Genomic DNA, 17359 nt, shown 5'->3' with positions numbered 1-17359 from the left:
GTGAGCCGAACCGAATCCGTGGACGACCTCGTGGAGCGCTTCTACACGGTCGTGAAGCTGCCGCACGATCCGTTCGCGAAGGCGTTCCTCAATCGGTGCCGCTCGCACACCGTCAAGGTGAACGGCCGCTTCTACAAGTACTTCCAGAGCGGCAGCGGCCCGACCGTCCTCCTGGTCCACGGCCTGAACACCAATCTGGGCAGCATGGTGGCCATCGCCGAGGAACTCCTCGCGCAGGGCTACCGGGTGGTGCTGTTCGACGTGCCGCCGCACGGGGAGGCACTGGGCACCACGGGCGATCCCACCGAGATCCGCGCCCTGCTGCGCGCCCTGTACGACAGGCTCACCGGCCTCCACGCGGTGGTCTGCCACTCCATGGGCGGCCTGTGGGCCCTGACCGCATGGCACTCCGGGGTGGCCGCCCGGACCGTGGTCTCGATCTCCTCCCCTCCGGCCAAGATGTTTCTGGTCGAGAGGTTCGCCGAGATGAACGCCCTCGACGACGACCAGGTCCGGGGGGTGGTCGGGGAGATCGAGCGAAGGTTCGGCCGGACGGTGTGGGACGAGTACTCGGCGCTCGCGGCCGCCCGGGCGATCGACGTGCCCGGGCTGGTCATCCACGGCACGGCCGACGACTACGTGCCGCCGGTGCACGCCGGGGAACTGCACGCGAACTGGCGGAACGCCGCCGTGGAACTCGTCGAGGGCGTCGGCCACTTCGACATCGTGGACTCACCCGAGGTCCGGAAGATCATCTCCGCGCACCTGCGGAGCGTGGAAGAAACAAGGTAAGGGGCGATCACATTGGACACCGACATCACCGAAAAGCTGCGCCGGCTGGCCTTCACGCCGATGCGGACGCAGCCTCCGAACGCCACCCGGCCGATCCTGGAACAGGCTGCCAAGGAGGTCGAGGTCGTCGACGGCGGCAAGGTGGTCCACTACCTCTGGGGCGAGGGCGAGCGGCGGATCCTGCTGGTGCACGGCTGGGCCGGCAACGCCGGGCACCTGACCGTCCTGGCGGACGCGCTCGCCCGGGCGGGCTGCGCGGTGGTCGTCGCGGATCTCCCCGGCCATGGCGAGTCGGAGGGAGCGGAGTCCTCCGTCATCCACTTCGCCAGGGCGGTCGAGGCGGCCGACGAGCGGTTCGGCCCCTTCCATGCCGTCGTCGCCCACTCGCTGGGCGCCGCGGCCACGACCTACGCCATGTCGCGCGGGGTCACCCTGGAGCGGGCCGTGTTCGTCAACCCCATCAGCAGCTACACCAGTCTTTGGCGCCGCTCCGGCGAGGTGATGCAGGTGTCGCCCCAGGCCATCGGGCTGGTCCGCTCTCGTGCGGAGGAATGGCTCGGTATCTCCTTCGACGCCATCGAACCGGCTGTCGCGGCACGGGACTTCAGCAGCCGGTTGCTGGTCGTCCACGACGAGAACGACCCGGAGTCGCCGATCACCGACAGCGAGGCGCTGGTGGCGGCCTGGGGGCAGGCCGAGCTGATGCGGGCACGGGACCTGGGCCACACCAAGGTGCTGCGCGACGACGCCGTGGTCCACCGTGCCGTCGACTTCCTGACGGCGGACGGCGCGGCGGGTGAGGGAGCGGCGGGCCGGTGACGCTGCCCGTGGTCGCGCACGCGATCGCCGCACTCGGCGCGTTCCTGGCCGTCGGATTCCTGGGACGCCGGCTCGCCCGCCGGGTGGGGCAGCCCGGCGTCGTCGGCGAGATCGCGTTCGGCATGCTGCTCGGGCCGGCGGTACTCGGCCTGGCCTGGCCGAAGGCGCAGTCGGTCCTGTTACCGGCCGACGTGCTGGAGCCGCTGCGCGACCTCGGGCACGCCGGACTGGTGCTGTTCCTCGTGGGCGTCGCCCACGAACTGCGGTTGGACAACTCCCGCCTGCGGGACAGGGCCATCGGCTGGACGGCGCTGGGCACCCTCGTGCCCTCCCTGGTGGTCGGCGCGGCGTTCGGCGGCTGGCTCGTCTTCCACGACCAGCCCGCCTTGCGGGGGACCGCGCCCACCCTGGCCTTCGTGCTGCTGCTGGCGACCACCATGGCGGTCTCGGCGGTGCCCGTGCTCGCCAGGATTCTCGCCGACCGCGGCCTGACCACCACCCGCGCCGGGCGGCTCTCGCTGACCTCGGCGGCGCTCATCGACGCCGTCGCCTGGCTGCTGCTGGCCGTGGTGATCGGCATCGCCCGACCCGGCTCGGGCGGCGTCCTGACCGCGGCCACCGTGCTGGTGGTCGGAGTGGTGGCGGCCACCCTGGGCCGCCGCCTGCTGAAGACCCCTCAGGCCGAGCGCGTCTGCGCCCGGTGGCCCTGGCTGGTGGCCGTCGTCCTGGGCATCTGCGTGCTCCAGGCGGCGGACCTGGCGGAGTCCCGGGGGCTCACCGCGATCTTCGGCGCGTTCGTGGTGGGCCTGATGATCCCGCCCGGCTCCCCGCACTGGGACGCACCGGTCCGCTGGGTGTCCACGCTGGGCCTGTGGCTGGTGCCGGTCTTCTTCATCGCCACCGGGCTGACGATATGGACGGGCTCGGGCGGCATCCCCTGGCTGGTGACGATCCTGGCGACGGCCCTGGCGGTGCTCTCCAAGATCGGCGGCGGTTACGCGGTCTCCCGCCTGGGCGGCGAGGGCCACGCCGAGGCACTTCGCGTCGGCGTCATGCTCAACACCCGGGGGCTCACCGAGATCGTCCTGCTCCAGGCCGGGTACAGCGCCGGAGTGCTCACCTCCGGCCTGTATCTGGCGCTGCTGGTGATGGCGGTGGTCACCACCTCGATGACCGGCCCGCTCCTGTCCCTGATCGACCACCGCCAAGCACTGGACCCACCACCGACGCCCCGGAAGGGCGAGCAGGTCGGGGCGGGGTGAGGTTCCCTGCGGGGGCGGCGGGGCGACCGCAGTGGTTCCCTCTCGACCTGCTCCGTCACCGCAGGTGCGCGGCGAACGCCTCGTACGTGCGCTCGTCGAAGAGGACGAACCGGACCTCCTCGACGTCGGTCTCGGTCTCACGCACCGTGTGCACCGCGATGCGAGCGGCGTCGTCCAGCGGATAGCGATAGGTGCCGGTGGAGATCGCCGGGAAGGCGACGGTACGGGCGCCGAGCTCGTCCGCGACTCGCAGGGACTCGCGGTAACAGGAGGCGAGGAGGCCGGAGCGGTCCTCCTGACCGGTGAAGAACGGACCCACCGTGTGGATCACCCACCGCGCGTCCAGCTCCCCCGCCGTCGTGGCGACCGCCTGCCCCGTGGGCAGGCCCTTGCCGTACCGGGAGGCGCGCAGCTTGCGGCACTCGGCGAGGATCGCGGGGCCGCCGCGGCGGTGGATCGCGCCGTCGACTCCTCCCCCGCCGAGGAGGGAGGAGTTCGCGGCGTTGACGATCGCGTCGACGGTCTCTCGCGTGATGTCGCCCTGGACGAACCTGATGGTGGTCATGACCGCCTCTATAGCAGAGCGGCCCGGCCACCGCAGGTTCGTCACCAGGCGACCGGCAGCGAGCGCACCCCGTGGACCGTGCTCGTCGAGAGGGCGAGCGACTCCGGCGGGGCCGCCATCCGCAGCGAGGGGAGCCTGCGGAACAGCGTGGACAGGCCCAGGCGGAGTTCGGCGCGGGCGAGGGACTGGCCGAGGCACTGGTGCGGTCCGTGCCCGAAGGCGACGTGGCCGCTCGCGTCACGGCGGACGTCGAGGGCGTCGGGGTCCGTGTACACGGACGGGTCGCGGTTGGCGGCCTGCAACGCCACCACCACGCCCTCTCCCGCGCGGATGCGGGTCCCGGACAGCTCGACGTCCTGCGTCGCGATCCGCCGTATCCCGGAGTGGATGACGGTCAGATGGCGCAGGAGTTCCTCCACGGCGCCCGGCCACGACGACTCGTCGGCGCGCAGGGCGTCGAGCTGGGCGCGGTTCTCCAGCAGGGCCACCACGGCCAGCGGAACCATGTTCGCCGTGGTCTCGTGGCCCGCGAGGAGCAGCAGCGCGACCATGCCCGTGGCCTCCTCCAGGGTGGCCTCGCCGGTCGCCACCCGTTCCGTGGCCAGCCGGGAGATCAGGTCGTCCGCGGGGTCGTCGACGCGGCGCTGGATCAGGGCGCGCAGGTAGCCGTACAGCGCCATGCGGGCGTTCATCGCCTCGGCCGGGTCGCCGGCGACGCTGGTGAGGGCGTTGGACTTCTCCCGGAAGAAGCCGTGGTCCTCGTACGGGACGCCGAGCAGTTCGCAGATGGCCAGGGTGGGGAGCGGCAGGGCGTACGACGCGACCAGGTCCGCCTCCGTCGCGTCGCCGGCCGTCATCGCGTCCAGCAGGTCGTCGCAGATCCGCTGGATCGCGCCCTCCATCCGCTCCACGCGCCGGAAGGCGAAGTCGGGGATCAGCATGCGGCGCAGCCGGGTGTGGTCCGGCGGATCCATCTGGTGGAAGAGGCCCGGCGCCTGGGGCGGGGCTCCGGGGCGGGTGTGGGGGAAGTCGGGGTGGTTCGCGTCGGCGCTGAAGCGCGGGTCGGCGAGGACCGTGCGGGCGTCCTCGTACCGGGTGATCAGCCAGGGGGCGTTGTCTCCCCAGATCGTCACCCGGCGGATCGGCTCCTCGGACTGCCACTTGGCGTATTCGGGGGCCGGGTCGAGCAGGGGGCGGATCGTGGGAAGGGGCGGGTTGGTCGTCAAGTCTCCGGTCCTCAATTCTCCGGTCCTCAATTCTCCGGTCCTCACATCTCCGGTCCTCACTGTGCGTCGGGCGTCTCGTGCAGGCCCGCGAGGCCCAGCAGCAGGGACTTGACCTCCGCGGCCGCGTACGCCTCCCGCGCCGGCTCCGGCTGTGAACACAGCAGTACGGGGCCGTCGTCGGGGTCGGCGGGCAGGCGGCCGTGGCTGCCGCGGACGCCGGAGGGGTTCAGGGGGACGGTCCGGAGGCGGTAGCGGAAGCCGAGCTTCTTGCGGGCGACCTGGCCGACGGCGCGCAGTTTCACCGCCGGGACGGTCTCGTCGTAGAGGAGCTCGGCGGGGTCGTAGCCGGGCTTGCGGTGGATCTCGACCTGGCGGGCGAAGTCGGGGGCGCGGTCGTCGTCCAGCCAGTAGTAGTACGTGAACCAGGCGTCGCGGTCGGCGAGTGCGACGAGTTCGCCGGAGCGCTCGTGGTCGAGGCCGTGGGCCGCCTTGCCCTCGGCGTCCAACACCCGCTCCACGCCGTCGAGTTCGCCGACGATCTTCGCGACCGCTTCGGTGTCGGCCGGGTCGCGGACGTAGACGTGGGCGATCTGGTGGTCGGCGACCGCGAAGGCGCGTGAGGTCCAGGGGTCGAGGTACTCCATGCCGTCCTGCGTGTACACCTCCAGCAGGCCCGCCCGGCGCAGGGCGCGGTTGATGTCGACCGGGCGGGAGACGGGTGTGATGCCGTACTCGCTGAGCGCGACGACGGTGGCGCCCTCGCGCAGGAAGTGGTCGAGCAACGGGCGCAGGGCGTCGTCGAGTCGGCGTGCGGCCTGGACGGTGGCGGGTGAGTCGGGGCCGGAGCGCTGGGGTTCGTAGTCCATCTGCGGGACGTAGACGAGCGTGAGGTCGGGGCGGTGCTCGTCGAAGATCTGGCGGGCGGCGGCCAGGATCCACTGGGTGGAGGGCATGCCGGCGTTCGGGCCCCAGTAGGTGAAGAGGGGGAACGGGCCGAGCCGGTCGGTGAGTTCGTCGTGCAGGGACGGCGGCCAGGTGTAGCAGTCGGGTTCCTTGCGGCCGTCGGAGTAGTAGACGGGGCGCGGGGTGACCGTCCAGTCGACGTCGGCGCCCATCGCGTACCACCAGCAGATGTTGGCGACCTTGTAGCCGGGGTCGGTCCTGCGGGCCGTCTCCCAGATCTTCTCGCCGCCGACCAGCGCGTTGTGCTGGCGCCACAGCAGGACTTCGCCGAGGTCGCGGAAGTACCAGCCGTTCGCCACCGCGCCGTGCGTGGACGGGGGTTCGCCGGTGAGGAGGGTGGACTGGACGGTGCAGGTCACGGCCGGGAGCACGGTGTCCAGGCGGGCCTGGAAGCCGCGGTCGCCGAGGGCGGCGACGGACGGCATGTGCTTCAGCAGCTTCGGGGTCAGGCCGGCGATGTCGAGTACGACCACGCGGTTCATGAGGGGTCCTCCTTGAGGCCGAGGCCGGTCAGCCGGTCGCGGGCCCAGGCGAGTTCGGCGGCGATGCCGCCGGACAGGTCGGCGGGCGGTTCGGGGAGGACGGACCAGGTGTAGGTCTCGACCTCGATGTGGTCGCAGCCGGCCGAGGGCCCGCCCAGCAGCCCGGCGAGGACCTGGTCGAGCTGGCCGGCGGTGGTGCGCAGCGGGGGTTCGGGTTCGCTGTGCAGCGGGGCGTGGAAGTGGACGCGCCAGGGGCCGCCGTCGGCGGGCAGGTGGCCGTCGAGGGCGTCCGGGAGGTCGTCGACGCCGAGGACGCCGCCGTCGGTCGTGGTCCGGGTCTGGTGCAGGAACCGGGGTTCGGCGAGCCGGTGCAGGGCCGCGCGGGCGGCGGGGTCGGCCGGGTGCTCGGCCTCCACGGCGCAGGACGCCTGGAGCTTGACGACGGGCAGTCCGGCCTCGGCTAGCCGCCGCAGGGCCTCGGCGGGCTGCTCGAACTGGACGGCGAGATGGCAGGCGTCCAGGCAGACGCCGAGCCGGTCGGGGTCCAGTCCGCCCAGCTCCCGTACCGCCTGGGCGGTGGTCTCGACGACGCACCCGGGTTCCGGTTCGAAGCCGACGCGGATACGGCGGCCCGTCCACGCCTGCAGCGCGGCGAGCCCGGTGGTCAGCCGGTCCAGGGCGTGCCGGGCCTCCTCGGCGCAGGCGGGCGTCCACGGGGTGCGCCAGGCGAGCGGCAGGGTGGAGACGCTGCCGTGGTCGACGTCGTCCGGGAGGAGGGCGGCGAGGACGAGGGCGCAGTCCAGGGTGTACTTCAGCCGGGGCTCGTCGGCCCAGTCGGGTTCGTACACGTCTTTCTTGACGACCTCGCGGTGGAATCCGGCGTACGGGAAGGCGTTGAGGGTGACGGTCTCCAGGCCGCGTGCCCGCAGTTCGGCCTTCAGGCGCCGCAGCGCGCGCTCGTCGGCGGCGAGTTCGGTGACGGCGTCGCGGGCCAGCCACAGCCCGATGCCGAGCCGGTCCGTCCCGAGGCGCTCGCGCACGGGTTCGGCGTGGTCGGCGAGTTGGGCGATGACGCCCTGGAGGTCCTCCGCCTGGTGGACGTTGCTGCAGTAGCCGAGGTGGACGGTCGTACCGTCGGGATGCAGGAAGCGCATGGGACGTTCACGCTCCCCCGCGGCGTATGGAGTTGCCCTGGAAGGTGGCGGCCTCGTCGGGCTTGGGCTCCTCCAGCTCCAGCCGCCCGCTCTGGCCGTAGAAGGCGACGGGGTTGCGCCACATCACCTCGTCCACGGTGTCGTCGTCGAACCCGGCGGCGAGCATCGCGTCGGCGGTCTTCCGGGTCTTGAGCGGATCCGAACGCCCCCAGTCCGCCGCCGAGTTGACGAGCACACGGTCCGTCCCGTGCGCCTTGAGGATCTCGACCATCCGGTCCTCGCTCATCTTGGTCTTCGGGTAGATCGAGAACCCGGCCCAGCAGCCGCTGTCGAGGACCATGCCGACCGTGAGCTCGTTGAGGTGGTCGAGGACGACGAGTTCGGGGGCGATGCCCGACTCCCGTACCACGTCCAGGGTGCGCCGGGTGCCGGCCGCCTTGTCGCGGTGCGGGGTGTGCACGAGGGCGGGCAGCTCGTGCTCGACGGCGAGCTGGAGCTGGCGGGCGAGCGCCTGGTCCTCCTCGGGGGTCATCGAGTCGTAGCCGATCTCGCCGACGGCGACGACCCGGTCCTTGGCGAGGTAGCGGTCGAGTTCGTCCAGGACGGGGACGCAGCGGGGGTCGTTCGCCTCCTTCGGGTTGAGGGCGATCGTGCAGAAGTGCTGGATGCCGAACTGGGCGGCCCGGTACGGCTCCCAGCCCAGCAGCCCGTCGAAGTAGTCGTAGAAGCTCTCGGGCGAGGTGCGGGGCTGGCCCAGCCAGAAGGCGGGCTCGACGACGGCGCGCACCCCGGCGGCGTACATCGCCTCGTAGTCGTCGGTCGTGCGGGAGGTCATGTGGATATGGGGGTCGAAGATGCGCACGGTCAGCCCTCTTCCTTGAGTACGTCCGTGAGTACGTCCGTCAGTGCGTGCTTGAGTTCCGGGCCGACGACGTCCGGGAAGGCGCGGACGACGGGTCGGATGTCCTGGGGTACGTCCCGTCCGGCGACGATCCGCTCGTGCGCGTAGTCGGCGAGCATCCGGGCCAGTTCGCGGTCGGCGCGGGTGTCGAGGCCCGTGACGCGGTCGAGCGGGATCTCGCAGAACACGCACTTCAGTACGGCCTGGCGGTACTCGGCGTCCGGCAGGTGCGCGGCGGCGTAAGGGCCGAGGGCCGCTTCGATCAGGGTGGTGTCGTTGCCGCGCAGCGTCTCCCGTACGAGGGGCAGCGCGCGGTCGCCCAGGTCGAGCAGCGGCAGGGCGCGCAGGACGGCACGCCGTTCCGCGGGATCGCCGTGGCGGTGCAGGCGCGTGACCTCGTCGGCGAGGGCCTGGTCGCGCAGGGGCAGCGCGGTGAGCAGGACGGCCCGGGCGGCCTCGTCGACGGTCCAGTACGCGTCGAGCCGGCCGTGTCCGCAGCGCCTGCGGGCGGCGGGGAAGAGACGCCGTACGGCGGCGGGTTCGGCGGCGACCTGGGCGGCGCTGTCGTCCAGCCAGGTGCGGGCCCTGGGGTGCAGTAAAGCGGCCAGGGCAGGGTGGGGGTCGGTCGGGGCCGGGGGGGAGGCGGTCGGGACAGCCATGGGGGGAGCAGCCTCCTGGGGGTGGGAGGGGTTGAGCGGGAACGGGGTGCGGGGGGTGGTGGTTATGCGGCCGAGGTCCGTACGGCCGCGCGCAGGAACTCGATCGAGCGGCGGGCGACCTCGGGGGCGTCGAGGGAGCCGCCCTGGATCTCGACGGAGACCAGTCCGCGGTGCCCGAGGTCGCGCAGGGCGGTGAGTACGGGCGGGAAGTCGATCTCGCCGGCGCCGAACTCCAGGTGCTGGTGGATACCGCGCCGCATGTCCTCGATCTGCGCGTTGCGCAGCAGGGGGGCCGCCTGGCGCACGCAGTCGAGCACGGGGCGTTCCTCCACGCAGTGCGCGTGGCCGACGTCCAGGGTGATCCCGAACAGTTCGTGCCCGTGGACCAGTCGGGCGAGCCGCAGGCAGCGCTCCACGGTGTCGACGAACATGTACGGCTCCGGCTCGAAGGCCAGCGCCACCCCGTACCGCTCCGCCGTCTCCAGCACGGTCTCGACGCCGGCCGTGAGCCGCTTCCAGGCGTCCCGCTCCGGCAGCCCGTCGGGCGCCGGACCACTGCACAGGTGGACGGTGGGCGAGCCGAGGTCGGCGGCGATGCGCAGGGCGCGGCGCAGTAGATCGATTCTGCGCTCGGCGCCGTCCGACATCAGCGTCGGCAGGTGCTTGCCCCAGGCGTCGAGGAAGTAGGGCGCGCCGGTCTCCACCGTGATGTCCAGGCCGTGGCGGGCGAGTTGCCGGGCGAGGGTGCTGACGCGCCGGGGCAGGTCGTCGGCGTACGGGTCGAGGTGGCCGTGGTCGAGGGTGAGGGCGACGCCGTCATAGCCGAGGTCGGCGAGGACGACGAGGACGTCCCCCAGCCGGTGGTGGGTGAAGCCGTTGGTGCCGTAGCCGAACTTGAGAGGGTTGGGGGGAGGTCTCATGGTGCCGGTTCCTCACACGGAGGTGTGGTGGTTCTCAGGTGGGCGATATGCGCCGGGCCAGCCGTCGCGCGAGGGGGTGGACGACGCCGAGCGCCGCGGCCACGCCGGGGGCGCCGCTCCGCGCGGTCAACGCCGCCTGGAGAGGCATCAGCCCGAGGATCCCGGCCCCGACGGCCCGCCGCACATTCTCCCCCGACGGTTCCCGCAGAGCGCGGACCTGGGCGGCTCCGTAGGTCCCGAGATAGGCGAGGGCACCGGCGGCGGTGACGGCGGCGCGCAGCCTCCTCGAAGGAGCGGCGGCGGCAACGCCCCTGAGGGGCGCGGGGAGCCGCGCGAGGAGCCACGACGGCGCGGCAGACGCTCGACGACCTGTCGCGTCGGTTTCCACGGCGACGCGTCTGGCCGGAACGGCGGTCGCCACGGCCGTCGCCGCGGACACGGCAAGGGTCGTAGCCGGGACCCGCTCCGGCGCACCCCCGACCTCGTGCCTGCTCAGAGCCATCAACGTGCCGGTATGGACGCCGACCAACGCGGCAGGCACGGCGGCCCGCCGCACCGCGCCCCCGACCGACACGTCCCGCGGCCCGGAGGCGACCGCCCCGGCCAGGACGTCCAGGGCGCGCGCCCCCGCCATGGCGACCGCACCGGCCGGCGTCGACTTGAGCTTCAGGTCGTACGCCCAGACCAGTCCCGCCAAAGGGAGCGCGGCGCCCACGCCGCGACGGCCACCCGCCGCGGCGGCGAGACCGAGCCCGGCGGCAGTGAGCCCACCGGCCACGGCGAGCGCGGTACGGCGGGGGACGCGTCCCGAGGGCACCGGCCGGTCGGGGCGTTCGACGGCGTCGACGGCGGCGTCGGCGTAGTCGTTGAGGGCCATGCCTGCCCAGTAGAGGCACACGGAGGAACCGATCACCCCGAGGGTGCGGGCGCCCAGAGGGCGTCCGGCGGCGGCCGCGCCGGCGATCACGTCACCCGGGACACTCAGTGCGGCCGGTGCCCTGACGAGCAGCGCGAGGTCGGCGAGGCGCACGGGAGACCGGGATCCGAGGCGGGCAACCGCTTTCCGATCTTTCATGGGCGCACCTTACTCGTGGCTGTTGAACCATCAGCTACCTACCCCCCGGTAAGAGAAGTGACAAAGAAGACACGGTTTTTGGTTACCGTGCCGCTCGAACTACCGGTAAACGTGGGTGGTTTGCACAGCCTCAGGGCTCCTGGCGCAGTCGCCGCCACACCGCCTTGGCCGCGTTGTGCCCCGACATCCCGTGCACCCCCGGTCCGGGCGGGGTCGCCGACGAGCAGATGTAGACCGCCGGGTGCGGGGTGGCGTAGGGAAAGAGCGACAGCTTGGGGCGCAGCAGGAGTTGGAGGCCGGAGGCCGCGCCGGAGGCGATGTCGCCGCCGACGTAGTTGGCGTTGCGCGCGACGAGTTCGGCCGGGCCCGCCGTCGCGCGGGCGAGGACGCGGTCGCGGAACCCCGGGGCGAAACGCTCCAGTTGGCGCTCGATGGCGTCCGTGAGGTCTCCGCTCCAGCCGTTCGGCACATGCCCGTACGCCCAGAAGACGTGCTTGCCCTCGGGGGCCCGGGTGGGGTCCACGACGCTGGGCTGCACCGTGATCAGGAACGGCCTGTCCGGCGCCCGGCCCTCGCGGGACGCGGCGCGCAGCGCGGCGGCGATCTCCGCGCTGCTCCCGCCGACCTGCACGGTGCCGGCGCGCCGGGCCTCCCGCGCGGTCCAGGGCACCGGTCCGTCCAGCGCGTAGTCGATCTTGAAGGCGGCGGCGCCGTAGCGATAGCCCTCGTAGTAGCGGCCGAAGCCGGCGATGCGGGCCAGCGCGGTGGGTGAGGTGTCGAAGACGTACGCCCGCGCGGGCGGCAGGTCGTCGAGCCGCTTGACCTCGTAGTCGGTGTGGACGGCGCCGCCGAGGTCCTTGAGGTAGGCGGTGAGGGCGTCGGAGATGGACTGGGAGCCGCCGCGGGCCACCGGCCAGCCGCGGGCGTGCGCGGCGAGCGCGAAGACCAGCCCGATGGCGCTGGTGGCGAGGCCGCCGAGCGGGGCGATGACATGGGCGACGAGCCCGGAGAACAGGGTCCTGGCCCGCTCGTCGCGGAAGCGGCGCATCAGCCAGGTCGACGGGGGCAGGCCGACGAGGCCGAACCGGGCGAGCGTGACCGGGTCGCGTGGGAGCGCGGTCAGGGGCAGGGACATGAAGTCGCGGGCCAGCGTGTCCCACTTCGTCAGGAACGGCTCGACCAGCCTGCGGTACGTCCCCGCGTCGCGCGGGCCGAAGGAGGCGGCGGTCTCGGCGACGGAGCGGGACAGCACGGCGGCGGTGCCGTCGGGGAAGGGGTGTGCCATGGGCAGCTCGGCGTGCAGCCATGCGAGGCCGTGGCGCTCCAGCGGCATCGCCCGGAACGCGGGCGAGTTGACACCGAGCGGGTGCGCGGCGGAGCACGGGTCGTGGCGGAAGCCGGGCAGGGTCAGCTCCTCCGTGCGGGCACCCCCGCCCACGGTGTCGCGCGCCTCGAACACGGCCACGGAGAAGCCGCGCCGGGCCAGCTCCACGGCAGCGGTCAGTCCGTTCGGCCCCGCACCCACCACGACCGCATCGAGCATCGACGGCACCTTCGGACCCCTTCGTCAGCCGACGGCCTTGAGGGATCAGGATATGCCGGGCCACTGACAGCGCCGGGGCGCGGGTAAAGTCCGCCGGGTGACGCGCCGCTTCCGCTTCCATGGGCCCGAGGGCGACGTGTGGCACTGGTTCGAGGTGGGGGACGCGGGGCTGGTGCTGCGGCAGATCTCCTTGCGGGGGCGCGACGGCGTGCCGGTGGTCGCCGCCGACCCGGCCGAGCTCGCGCTCGCCCGGCAGGCGTGCGGGCAGTGGGGCGTTGGGCTGTACGAGGTCGTGTACGGGCTGCCGGAGCGGGAACCGGTCGTGGCGCCGCCGGGCGCGCTGACGGTGGAGGGGCGGGAATTCGACCTCGTGTGGGGCCGCGCCCGCTCCTACCGCCAGTGCGAGGTGCGCCACGACAGCGGTCCGCTGCCCGTCGGCACCCGTCTGCCGGGCACGTTCACCGTCTCCCCCTGGGGACCCGGTGTGACGGGCGTGTTCGTCGACGTCGGGCTGCCCGCCCCCGGATTCGTGGACGCCCTGGTGCTGCTGCGAGCGCAGTGCCGCTGGCCCGCGGCGGGCACGCCTGCCGAGTTCGAGGTGGTCGACCTCCGTGTCGGCGGAGTCCGCCCCCAGATCAGACTCCGGCCGACAGCAGTCCCACCACCCGGCGAGCCGTGGCCGCGTCCCGGGCCGTCGCGAACGGCAGGGCGTTACGGCCGGTGATCCGGAACGGTTCGCCCGCGCGGGTCAGGTGGGCGCCGCCCGCCTCCTCGACCAGGAGCAGGCCGGCGGCGTGGTCCCAGGCGGCCTCCCAGGAGAAGGCGGTCGAATCCAACTCGCCGCGGGCGACGGCGAGATACTCCAGGCCGGCCGAGCCGCAGGGGCGGGCGTCGACGCCGTCGGTCCACAGGCCGAGCAGCGCGCGCTTCTCCTCGTCGGTCGTGTAGTCCGGGTGGGAGGTGGCGACCCGGAGGTCCCGGCCGGGCTCGGGCGCGCCGGAGCGCAGCCGCTCCCCGTCGAGGAAGGCGCCCCTGCCCCGTATCGCCGTGGCCAGCTGGTCGCGGGCGGGGGCGTATGTCCAGGAGGCCAGCAGGACGCCGCGTCGCGCGAGCGCGACCAGCGTGCAGAAGCCGTCGTCCCCGTGCACGAACTGGCGGGTGCCGTCGACGGGGTCGACGATCCAGACCGGGGCGTCGCCCTGTATCGCGTCGTAGGACGCCGGGTTGGCGTGCACCGCTTCCTCGCCGACCACGATCGAGCCGGGCAGGAGCGCGCCGAGCGCCTTGGTCAGGTGCTGCTCGGCGAGCCGGTCGGCGTCGGTCACCAGGTCGTGCGGTCCGCTCTTCTGGTCGACCTCGTGCTCGGCGAGCTGCCGGAAGCGCGGCATGATCTCGGCCGCGGCCGCCTCACGGACCGCTTCCTCCACGTCGGCCGAGTGCTGTGCGAGAAACTCTTCGATGGTTTCGTTGTCTTCGATCACCCCTCCATGAGAGCACGCCCCACTGACAACCCCCGCCCGCCCGGTGGACGGCAGGTGGCGTCGGCGTGAACTCAAGGGGCGCGTTCCGGCAGGTCAAAGGCGTCGTCCGGCGGCCGGCCAGGTACCGGCCGCCGACACGGGCACCGCCGTGGCGGCCGTCGTCAGCGTCCGACGGCGTACCCCTGCATCCCCCGCGGATTCGCCGCCGCCGACAGGACGCCGCTCTCCGGGTCCCTCGCGACGGCGCACAGCCGCCCCTCCGACCAGGCGTCACCGACGGTCACCACGTGCCCGCGCCCGCGCAGCTCCTCCACCACCTCGGCGTCCATGCGGGACTCCACCGTCACGCTGCCCGGTCGCATCCCGCGCGGGTAGAAGGAGCCGGGGAAACTGTCGTTGTGCCAGTTCGGGGCGTCGATCGCGCCCTGGAGGTCGAGGCCGCCGCGGACCTGTGCGCGCAGCGCCACGGCCAGGAAGAAGTGCAGCTGCCACTGGTCCTGCTGGTCCCCGCCGGGCGTGCCGAAGGCCATGACGGGCACGCCGTCGCGCAGGGCGATCGAGGGCGTGAGGGTGGTGCGGGGGCGGCGGCCCGGAGTCAGCGAGTTCGGCAGGCCCTCCGCCAGCCAGGTCATCTGGAGCCGGGTGCCGAGCGGGAAGCCCAGCTCGGGCACGACGGGGTTGGACTGGAGCCAGCCACCGCTGGGGGTGGCCGCGATCATGTTGCCCCAGCGGTCGACGACGTCGAGGTGGCAGGTGTCGCCGCGGGTGCCCCCGTCGGCGCCGACGTCCGGCTCGCCCGGCACCGGGGACGTGGGGCGCTTGGCGACCGTCGGTTCCCCCACTCCCAGCACGTCGAAGCCGGGTTCGTCGGAGGCCACCGCGTGCGCGTGCGCGCACAGCCGCGGGGCCCGCCCGCGCGGACTGCCGGGGCGCAGCTCATGGGAGGCCTTCTCGCCGACCAGCTTCCGCCGGGCCGCGTTGTACTCGTCCGAGAGCAGTTCGGTGAGCGGTACCTCCGCCGCGTCGCCGTACCAGGCCTCCCGGTCGGCCATGGCGAGCTTGCAGCCCTCGATCAGCAGGTGGACGTACTCGGCGGACCCGTACCGGGGCAGCTCGGGCGGCAGCAGCGCGAGCTGCTGCAGGAGGACCGGGCCCTGACTCCAGGGGCCGGCCTTGCACACGGTCCAGCCGTTGAAGTCGTACGTCGCCGGCACCTCGTACGTCGCGGACCAGCCGGCGAGATCGGCGGCCGTGAGCGTGCCGGAGTGCCGTTCACCGCTGGTGTCCCTCGTGGGCCGCTCGGCCTGCCGTACCAGCGCCTCGGCGATGAACCCGGTGCGCCACACCTCCCGCGCGGCCTCGATCTGCGCGACGCGGTCCCCGGCCCCGGCGACCTCGTCGAGGAGCCGCTTCCAGGTGGCGGCGAGGGCGGGATTGCGGAACAGCTCCCCGGGGCGGGGCGCCTTCCCGCCCGGGAGATACACCTCGGCCGACGAGGTCCATTCCGTCTCGAACAGCTCCCGCACGGTCTCGACGGTCTCCCCGACGCGCTCCACGGGCGCATGCCCGTGTTCGGCGTACCCGATGGCGTACTGGAGCACCTCGGCGAGCGTCCTGGTCCCGTGGTCGCGCAGCAGCAGCATCCAGGCGTCGAAGGCGCCGGGGACGGCGGCGGCCAGGGGCCCGGTGCCGGGTACGAGGCCCAGGCCGAGCCCTCGGTAGTGCGCGACCGTCGCCCCCGCGGGCGCGACGCCCTGCCCGCACAGCACCCGCACCTCGCCGCCCGCGGGCGCGAGCAGGATCGGCACCTCGCCCGCCGGGCCGTTGAGGTGCGGCTCGACGACGTGCAGCACGAAGGCGCCCGCCACGGCGGCGTCGTACGCGTTGCCGCCGCTTTCCAGGACCGCCATCGCCGACTGGGAGGCCAGCCAGTGGGTGGAGGACACCATGCCGAAGGTGCCCTGGAGAGTGGGGCGGGACGTGAACATAGGGCCTCTCACCTCGCTGTCTCGTGCGTTGGCCCGCTGGTGGGCGCTCAGGACCGGCCCTGGGGACAGTCCTGGGGAGAGTCTGGGGAGTTCGGGCCAGGCTCTCCTCCGTCCGCTCCCCCAGCAGGCTATCGATCGTCCCGCGTTCCCTTCTTCCCCGCCTCGGGCATGGTCGTCTGGCGGCCCGTCTCCCGGCGAGCCCGGTTCGAGTCCCGGTTGTTCCAGCACGAAGCTTCCGGGCCGGAGCCATCATGCGTCCGATCTGGCCGCCGGTGAGGTGGGAGCAGGCGAGTACGGCGACACGGGCGGCACGCGGCGGCGACCGCCGCGACGGTTCCGCGTCGCCGTTCCTCGCCTGCTCCGGCGGAGCGGGGGCCGGTTCGCGGCTCAGGCCCGGACGAGGTGGGCCGCGATGGTGCCGAGCTTCTCCCGGGTCTCCTCCAACTCACGTTCCGCACGGGAGTGCTCGACGACGCCGGCTCCCGCCCGCAGCCAGGTGCGGCCGTTGGCGTGGTAGGCGCTGCGCAGCACCAGGGCGGCGTCCAGCGAACCGTCCGAGCCCGCCACGAGCACCGTGCCGGCGTACGGGCCGCGCGGCGGCTCGTGGCGCCGGATCAGCTCGTAGGAGGCGTACTTCGGCACCCCGGAGGCCGTGACCGCGGGGAACACCGCGGCGAACGCGTCCCACGCGGTGCCGCCCTCGGGCAGCCGGCCCGCCACCTCCGACGCCAGGTGCTGCACGGAGCCGCGGCGCTTGATCACCATGTAGTCCCGCACGACGACGGTGTCGGGCTTGCACGGCCCGGCCAGCTCGTCCACGGCGACCTTCACGGAAATGGCGTGCTCGTGGAGCTCCTTGGGGTCGGACCACAGCTCCTCGCGCAGTCGCCGGTCGGTGTCGGGGTCTCCGGTGAGCCTGCGGGTGCCGGCCAGCGGCTGGCTGACCACCTCTCCCCCGGCCCGCACGCCCACCACGATCTCCGGGCTGAAACCGACGACCTTCAGGCCGTCCATGTCCAGCAGGAACGACCGCGCGGGGGTGTTGGCCCGGCGGCCGGCCACGAAGGTGGCGGGGAAGTCGATCTCCTCCTCGACCGGGACCTTGCGCGACAGCACCGCCTTCTGCAGCCGGCCGGCGCGAATGTCGTCGACGGCGGCGGTGACGCTGCGGGAGTATTCCTCGGCACCCGCTTCCAGGTCGACCCGGGCGCGGGGCGCGTCTGGCAGGTCGTCGGCGGTGGCCAGGATCTCCTCGGCTCTGCGGGCGGTGTGCGGGTCCTGGCTGCGGATCAGCACGCCGTCCTCGCGCAGCAGGTTCGGATCGCTCAGGTGCGCAGTCCTCGTGCCGGGCGGTCCGCCGAGGTGCGGTAGCGGCTCGACCCACGTCCCACGTGCGGGAAGCAGATCAGTCGGTGCCGGGGCTGGGTGGCGCGACTCGGGGACCACAGGGGAGTGGGGGGGGGGCGCGGGGGGGGCGCCCCCCCACCCGGTTTGCCCAGTTTGGGATTTTATTGGTTTTTCACACCTCA

General features: G+C 73.1%; 16 protein-coding genes. 4 read left to right on the top strand and 12 right to left on the bottom strand.

What is annotated here, in order from left to right; all coding sequences use genetic code 11:
* From ABZ078_RS01585 to ABZ078_RS01575, 3 genes are read left to right on the top strand one after another with little or no spacing between them, the layout of a single operon-like run.
* Entirely contained in the window at positions 1-792 is a 792-nt protein-coding gene (locus ABZ078_RS01585) for an alpha/beta hydrolase (RefSeq protein WP_356570514.1), read from the top strand.
* A 12-nt stretch (positions 793-804) separates the two neighbouring features.
* Complete coding sequence (locus ABZ078_RS01580; protein ID WP_356570512.1) at positions 805-1611, top strand: alpha/beta fold hydrolase; 807 nt, start codon at positions 805-807, stop codon at positions 1609-1611.
* Entirely contained in the window at positions 1608-2873 is a 1266-nt protein-coding gene (locus ABZ078_RS01575) for a cation:proton antiporter (protein ID WP_356570510.1), read from the top strand. Before ABZ078_RS01580 ends, ABZ078_RS01575 begins: the two co-directional genes overlap by 4 nt.
* A gap of 55 nt (positions 2874-2928) precedes the next feature.
* Here the strand turns inward: ABZ078_RS01575 and ABZ078_RS01570 are convergent, their stop codons facing one another.
* From ABZ078_RS01570 to ABZ078_RS01530, 9 genes are all read right to left on the bottom strand, one after another.
* Positions 2929-3438, bottom strand: a complete 510-nt coding sequence (locus tag ABZ078_RS01570; protein ID WP_356570508.1) for an O-acetyl-ADP-ribose deacetylase — start codon at positions 3436-3438, stop codon at positions 2929-2931.
* A 41-nt stretch (positions 3439-3479) separates the two neighbouring features.
* Entirely contained in the window at positions 3480-4664 is a 1185-nt protein-coding gene (locus ABZ078_RS01565) for a cytochrome P450 (RefSeq protein ID WP_356570506.1), read from the bottom strand.
* A 56-nt stretch (positions 4665-4720) separates the two neighbouring features.
* Positions 4721-6109 carry a nucleotide pyrophosphatase/phosphodiesterase family protein gene (locus ABZ078_RS01560; RefSeq protein WP_356570504.1) on the bottom strand — a complete coding sequence of 463 codons (1389 nt, stop codon included), beginning with the start codon at positions 6107-6109 and terminating at the stop codon, positions 4721-4723.
* A complete protein-coding gene (eboE, locus tag ABZ078_RS01555; protein ID WP_356570502.1) occupies positions 6106-7263 on the bottom strand; it encodes a metabolite traffic protein EboE in 1158 nt (385 codons plus the stop codon). Before eboE ends, ABZ078_RS01560 begins: the two co-directional genes overlap by 4 nt.
* A gap of 7 nt (positions 7264-7270) precedes the next feature.
* Positions 7271-8125: a TatD family hydrolase gene (locus tag ABZ078_RS01550; RefSeq protein ID WP_356570500.1), complete on the bottom strand. Its 855-nt coding sequence runs from the start codon at positions 8123-8125 to the stop codon at positions 7271-7273.
* A gap of 2 nt (positions 8126-8127) precedes the next feature.
* Complete coding sequence (locus ABZ078_RS01545; protein ID WP_356570498.1) at positions 8128-8823, bottom strand: EboA domain-containing protein; 696 nt, start codon at positions 8821-8823, stop codon at positions 8128-8130.
* Between the two features lie 62 nt (positions 8824-8885).
* Positions 8886-9743 (bottom strand): sugar phosphate isomerase/epimerase family protein, encoded by an 858-nt coding sequence (locus ABZ078_RS01540; RefSeq protein ID WP_356570496.1) that lies wholly within the window; start codon positions 9741-9743, stop codon positions 8886-8888.
* 34 nt (positions 9744-9777) lie between these two features.
* Entirely contained in the window at positions 9778-10818 is a 1041-nt protein-coding gene (locus ABZ078_RS01535; RefSeq protein ID WP_356570494.1) for an SCO3242 family prenyltransferase, read from the bottom strand.
* Positions 10819-10948: 130 nt separating this feature from the next.
* On the bottom strand, positions 10949-12361 hold the full coding sequence (locus ABZ078_RS01530) for an NAD(P)/FAD-dependent oxidoreductase (protein WP_356570492.1): 1413 nt from the start codon (positions 12359-12361) through the stop codon (positions 10949-10951).
* Between the two features lie 97 nt (positions 12362-12458).
* Here ABZ078_RS01530 and ABZ078_RS01525 point away from each other — a divergent pair, with 97 nt between their 5' ends.
* The gene (locus ABZ078_RS01525) at positions 12459-13085 is read left to right on the top strand and encodes a hypothetical protein (protein WP_356570490.1); all 627 of its coding nucleotides are present in this window, start codon (positions 12459-12461) and stop codon (positions 13083-13085) included.
* Here ABZ078_RS01525 and ABZ078_RS01520 read toward each other — a convergent pair.
* The 3 genes from ABZ078_RS01520 to ABZ078_RS01510 form a co-directional block, all read right to left on the bottom strand.
* Entirely contained in the window at positions 12997-13842 is an 846-nt protein-coding gene (locus tag ABZ078_RS01520) for an inositol monophosphatase family protein (RefSeq protein ID WP_356570488.1), read from the bottom strand. The two genes, ABZ078_RS01525 and ABZ078_RS01520, sit on opposite strands and share 89 nt — an antisense overlap.
* A gap of 161 nt (positions 13843-14003) precedes the next feature.
* On the bottom strand, positions 14004-15830 hold the full coding sequence (locus ABZ078_RS01515; protein WP_356570486.1) for a gamma-glutamyltransferase: 1827 nt from the start codon (positions 15828-15830) through the stop codon (positions 14004-14006).
* Between the two features lie 387 nt (positions 15831-16217).
* Positions 16218-17276, bottom strand: coding sequence for a salicylate synthase (locus ABZ078_RS01510; RefSeq protein ID WP_356570484.1), 1059 nt, complete (start codon positions 17274-17276; stop codon positions 16218-16220).
* Positions 17277-17359: the final 83 nt, after the last annotated feature.

Origin of the sequence: Streptomyces sp. NPDC006385, from assembly GCF_040612485.1 — a bacterium.
Lineage (GTDB): Bacteria > Actinomycetota > Actinomycetes > Streptomycetales > Streptomycetaceae > Streptomyces.
Note: the sequence above shows the minus strand (reverse complement) of the source record. Positions and strands in the feature narration are given on the sequence as shown.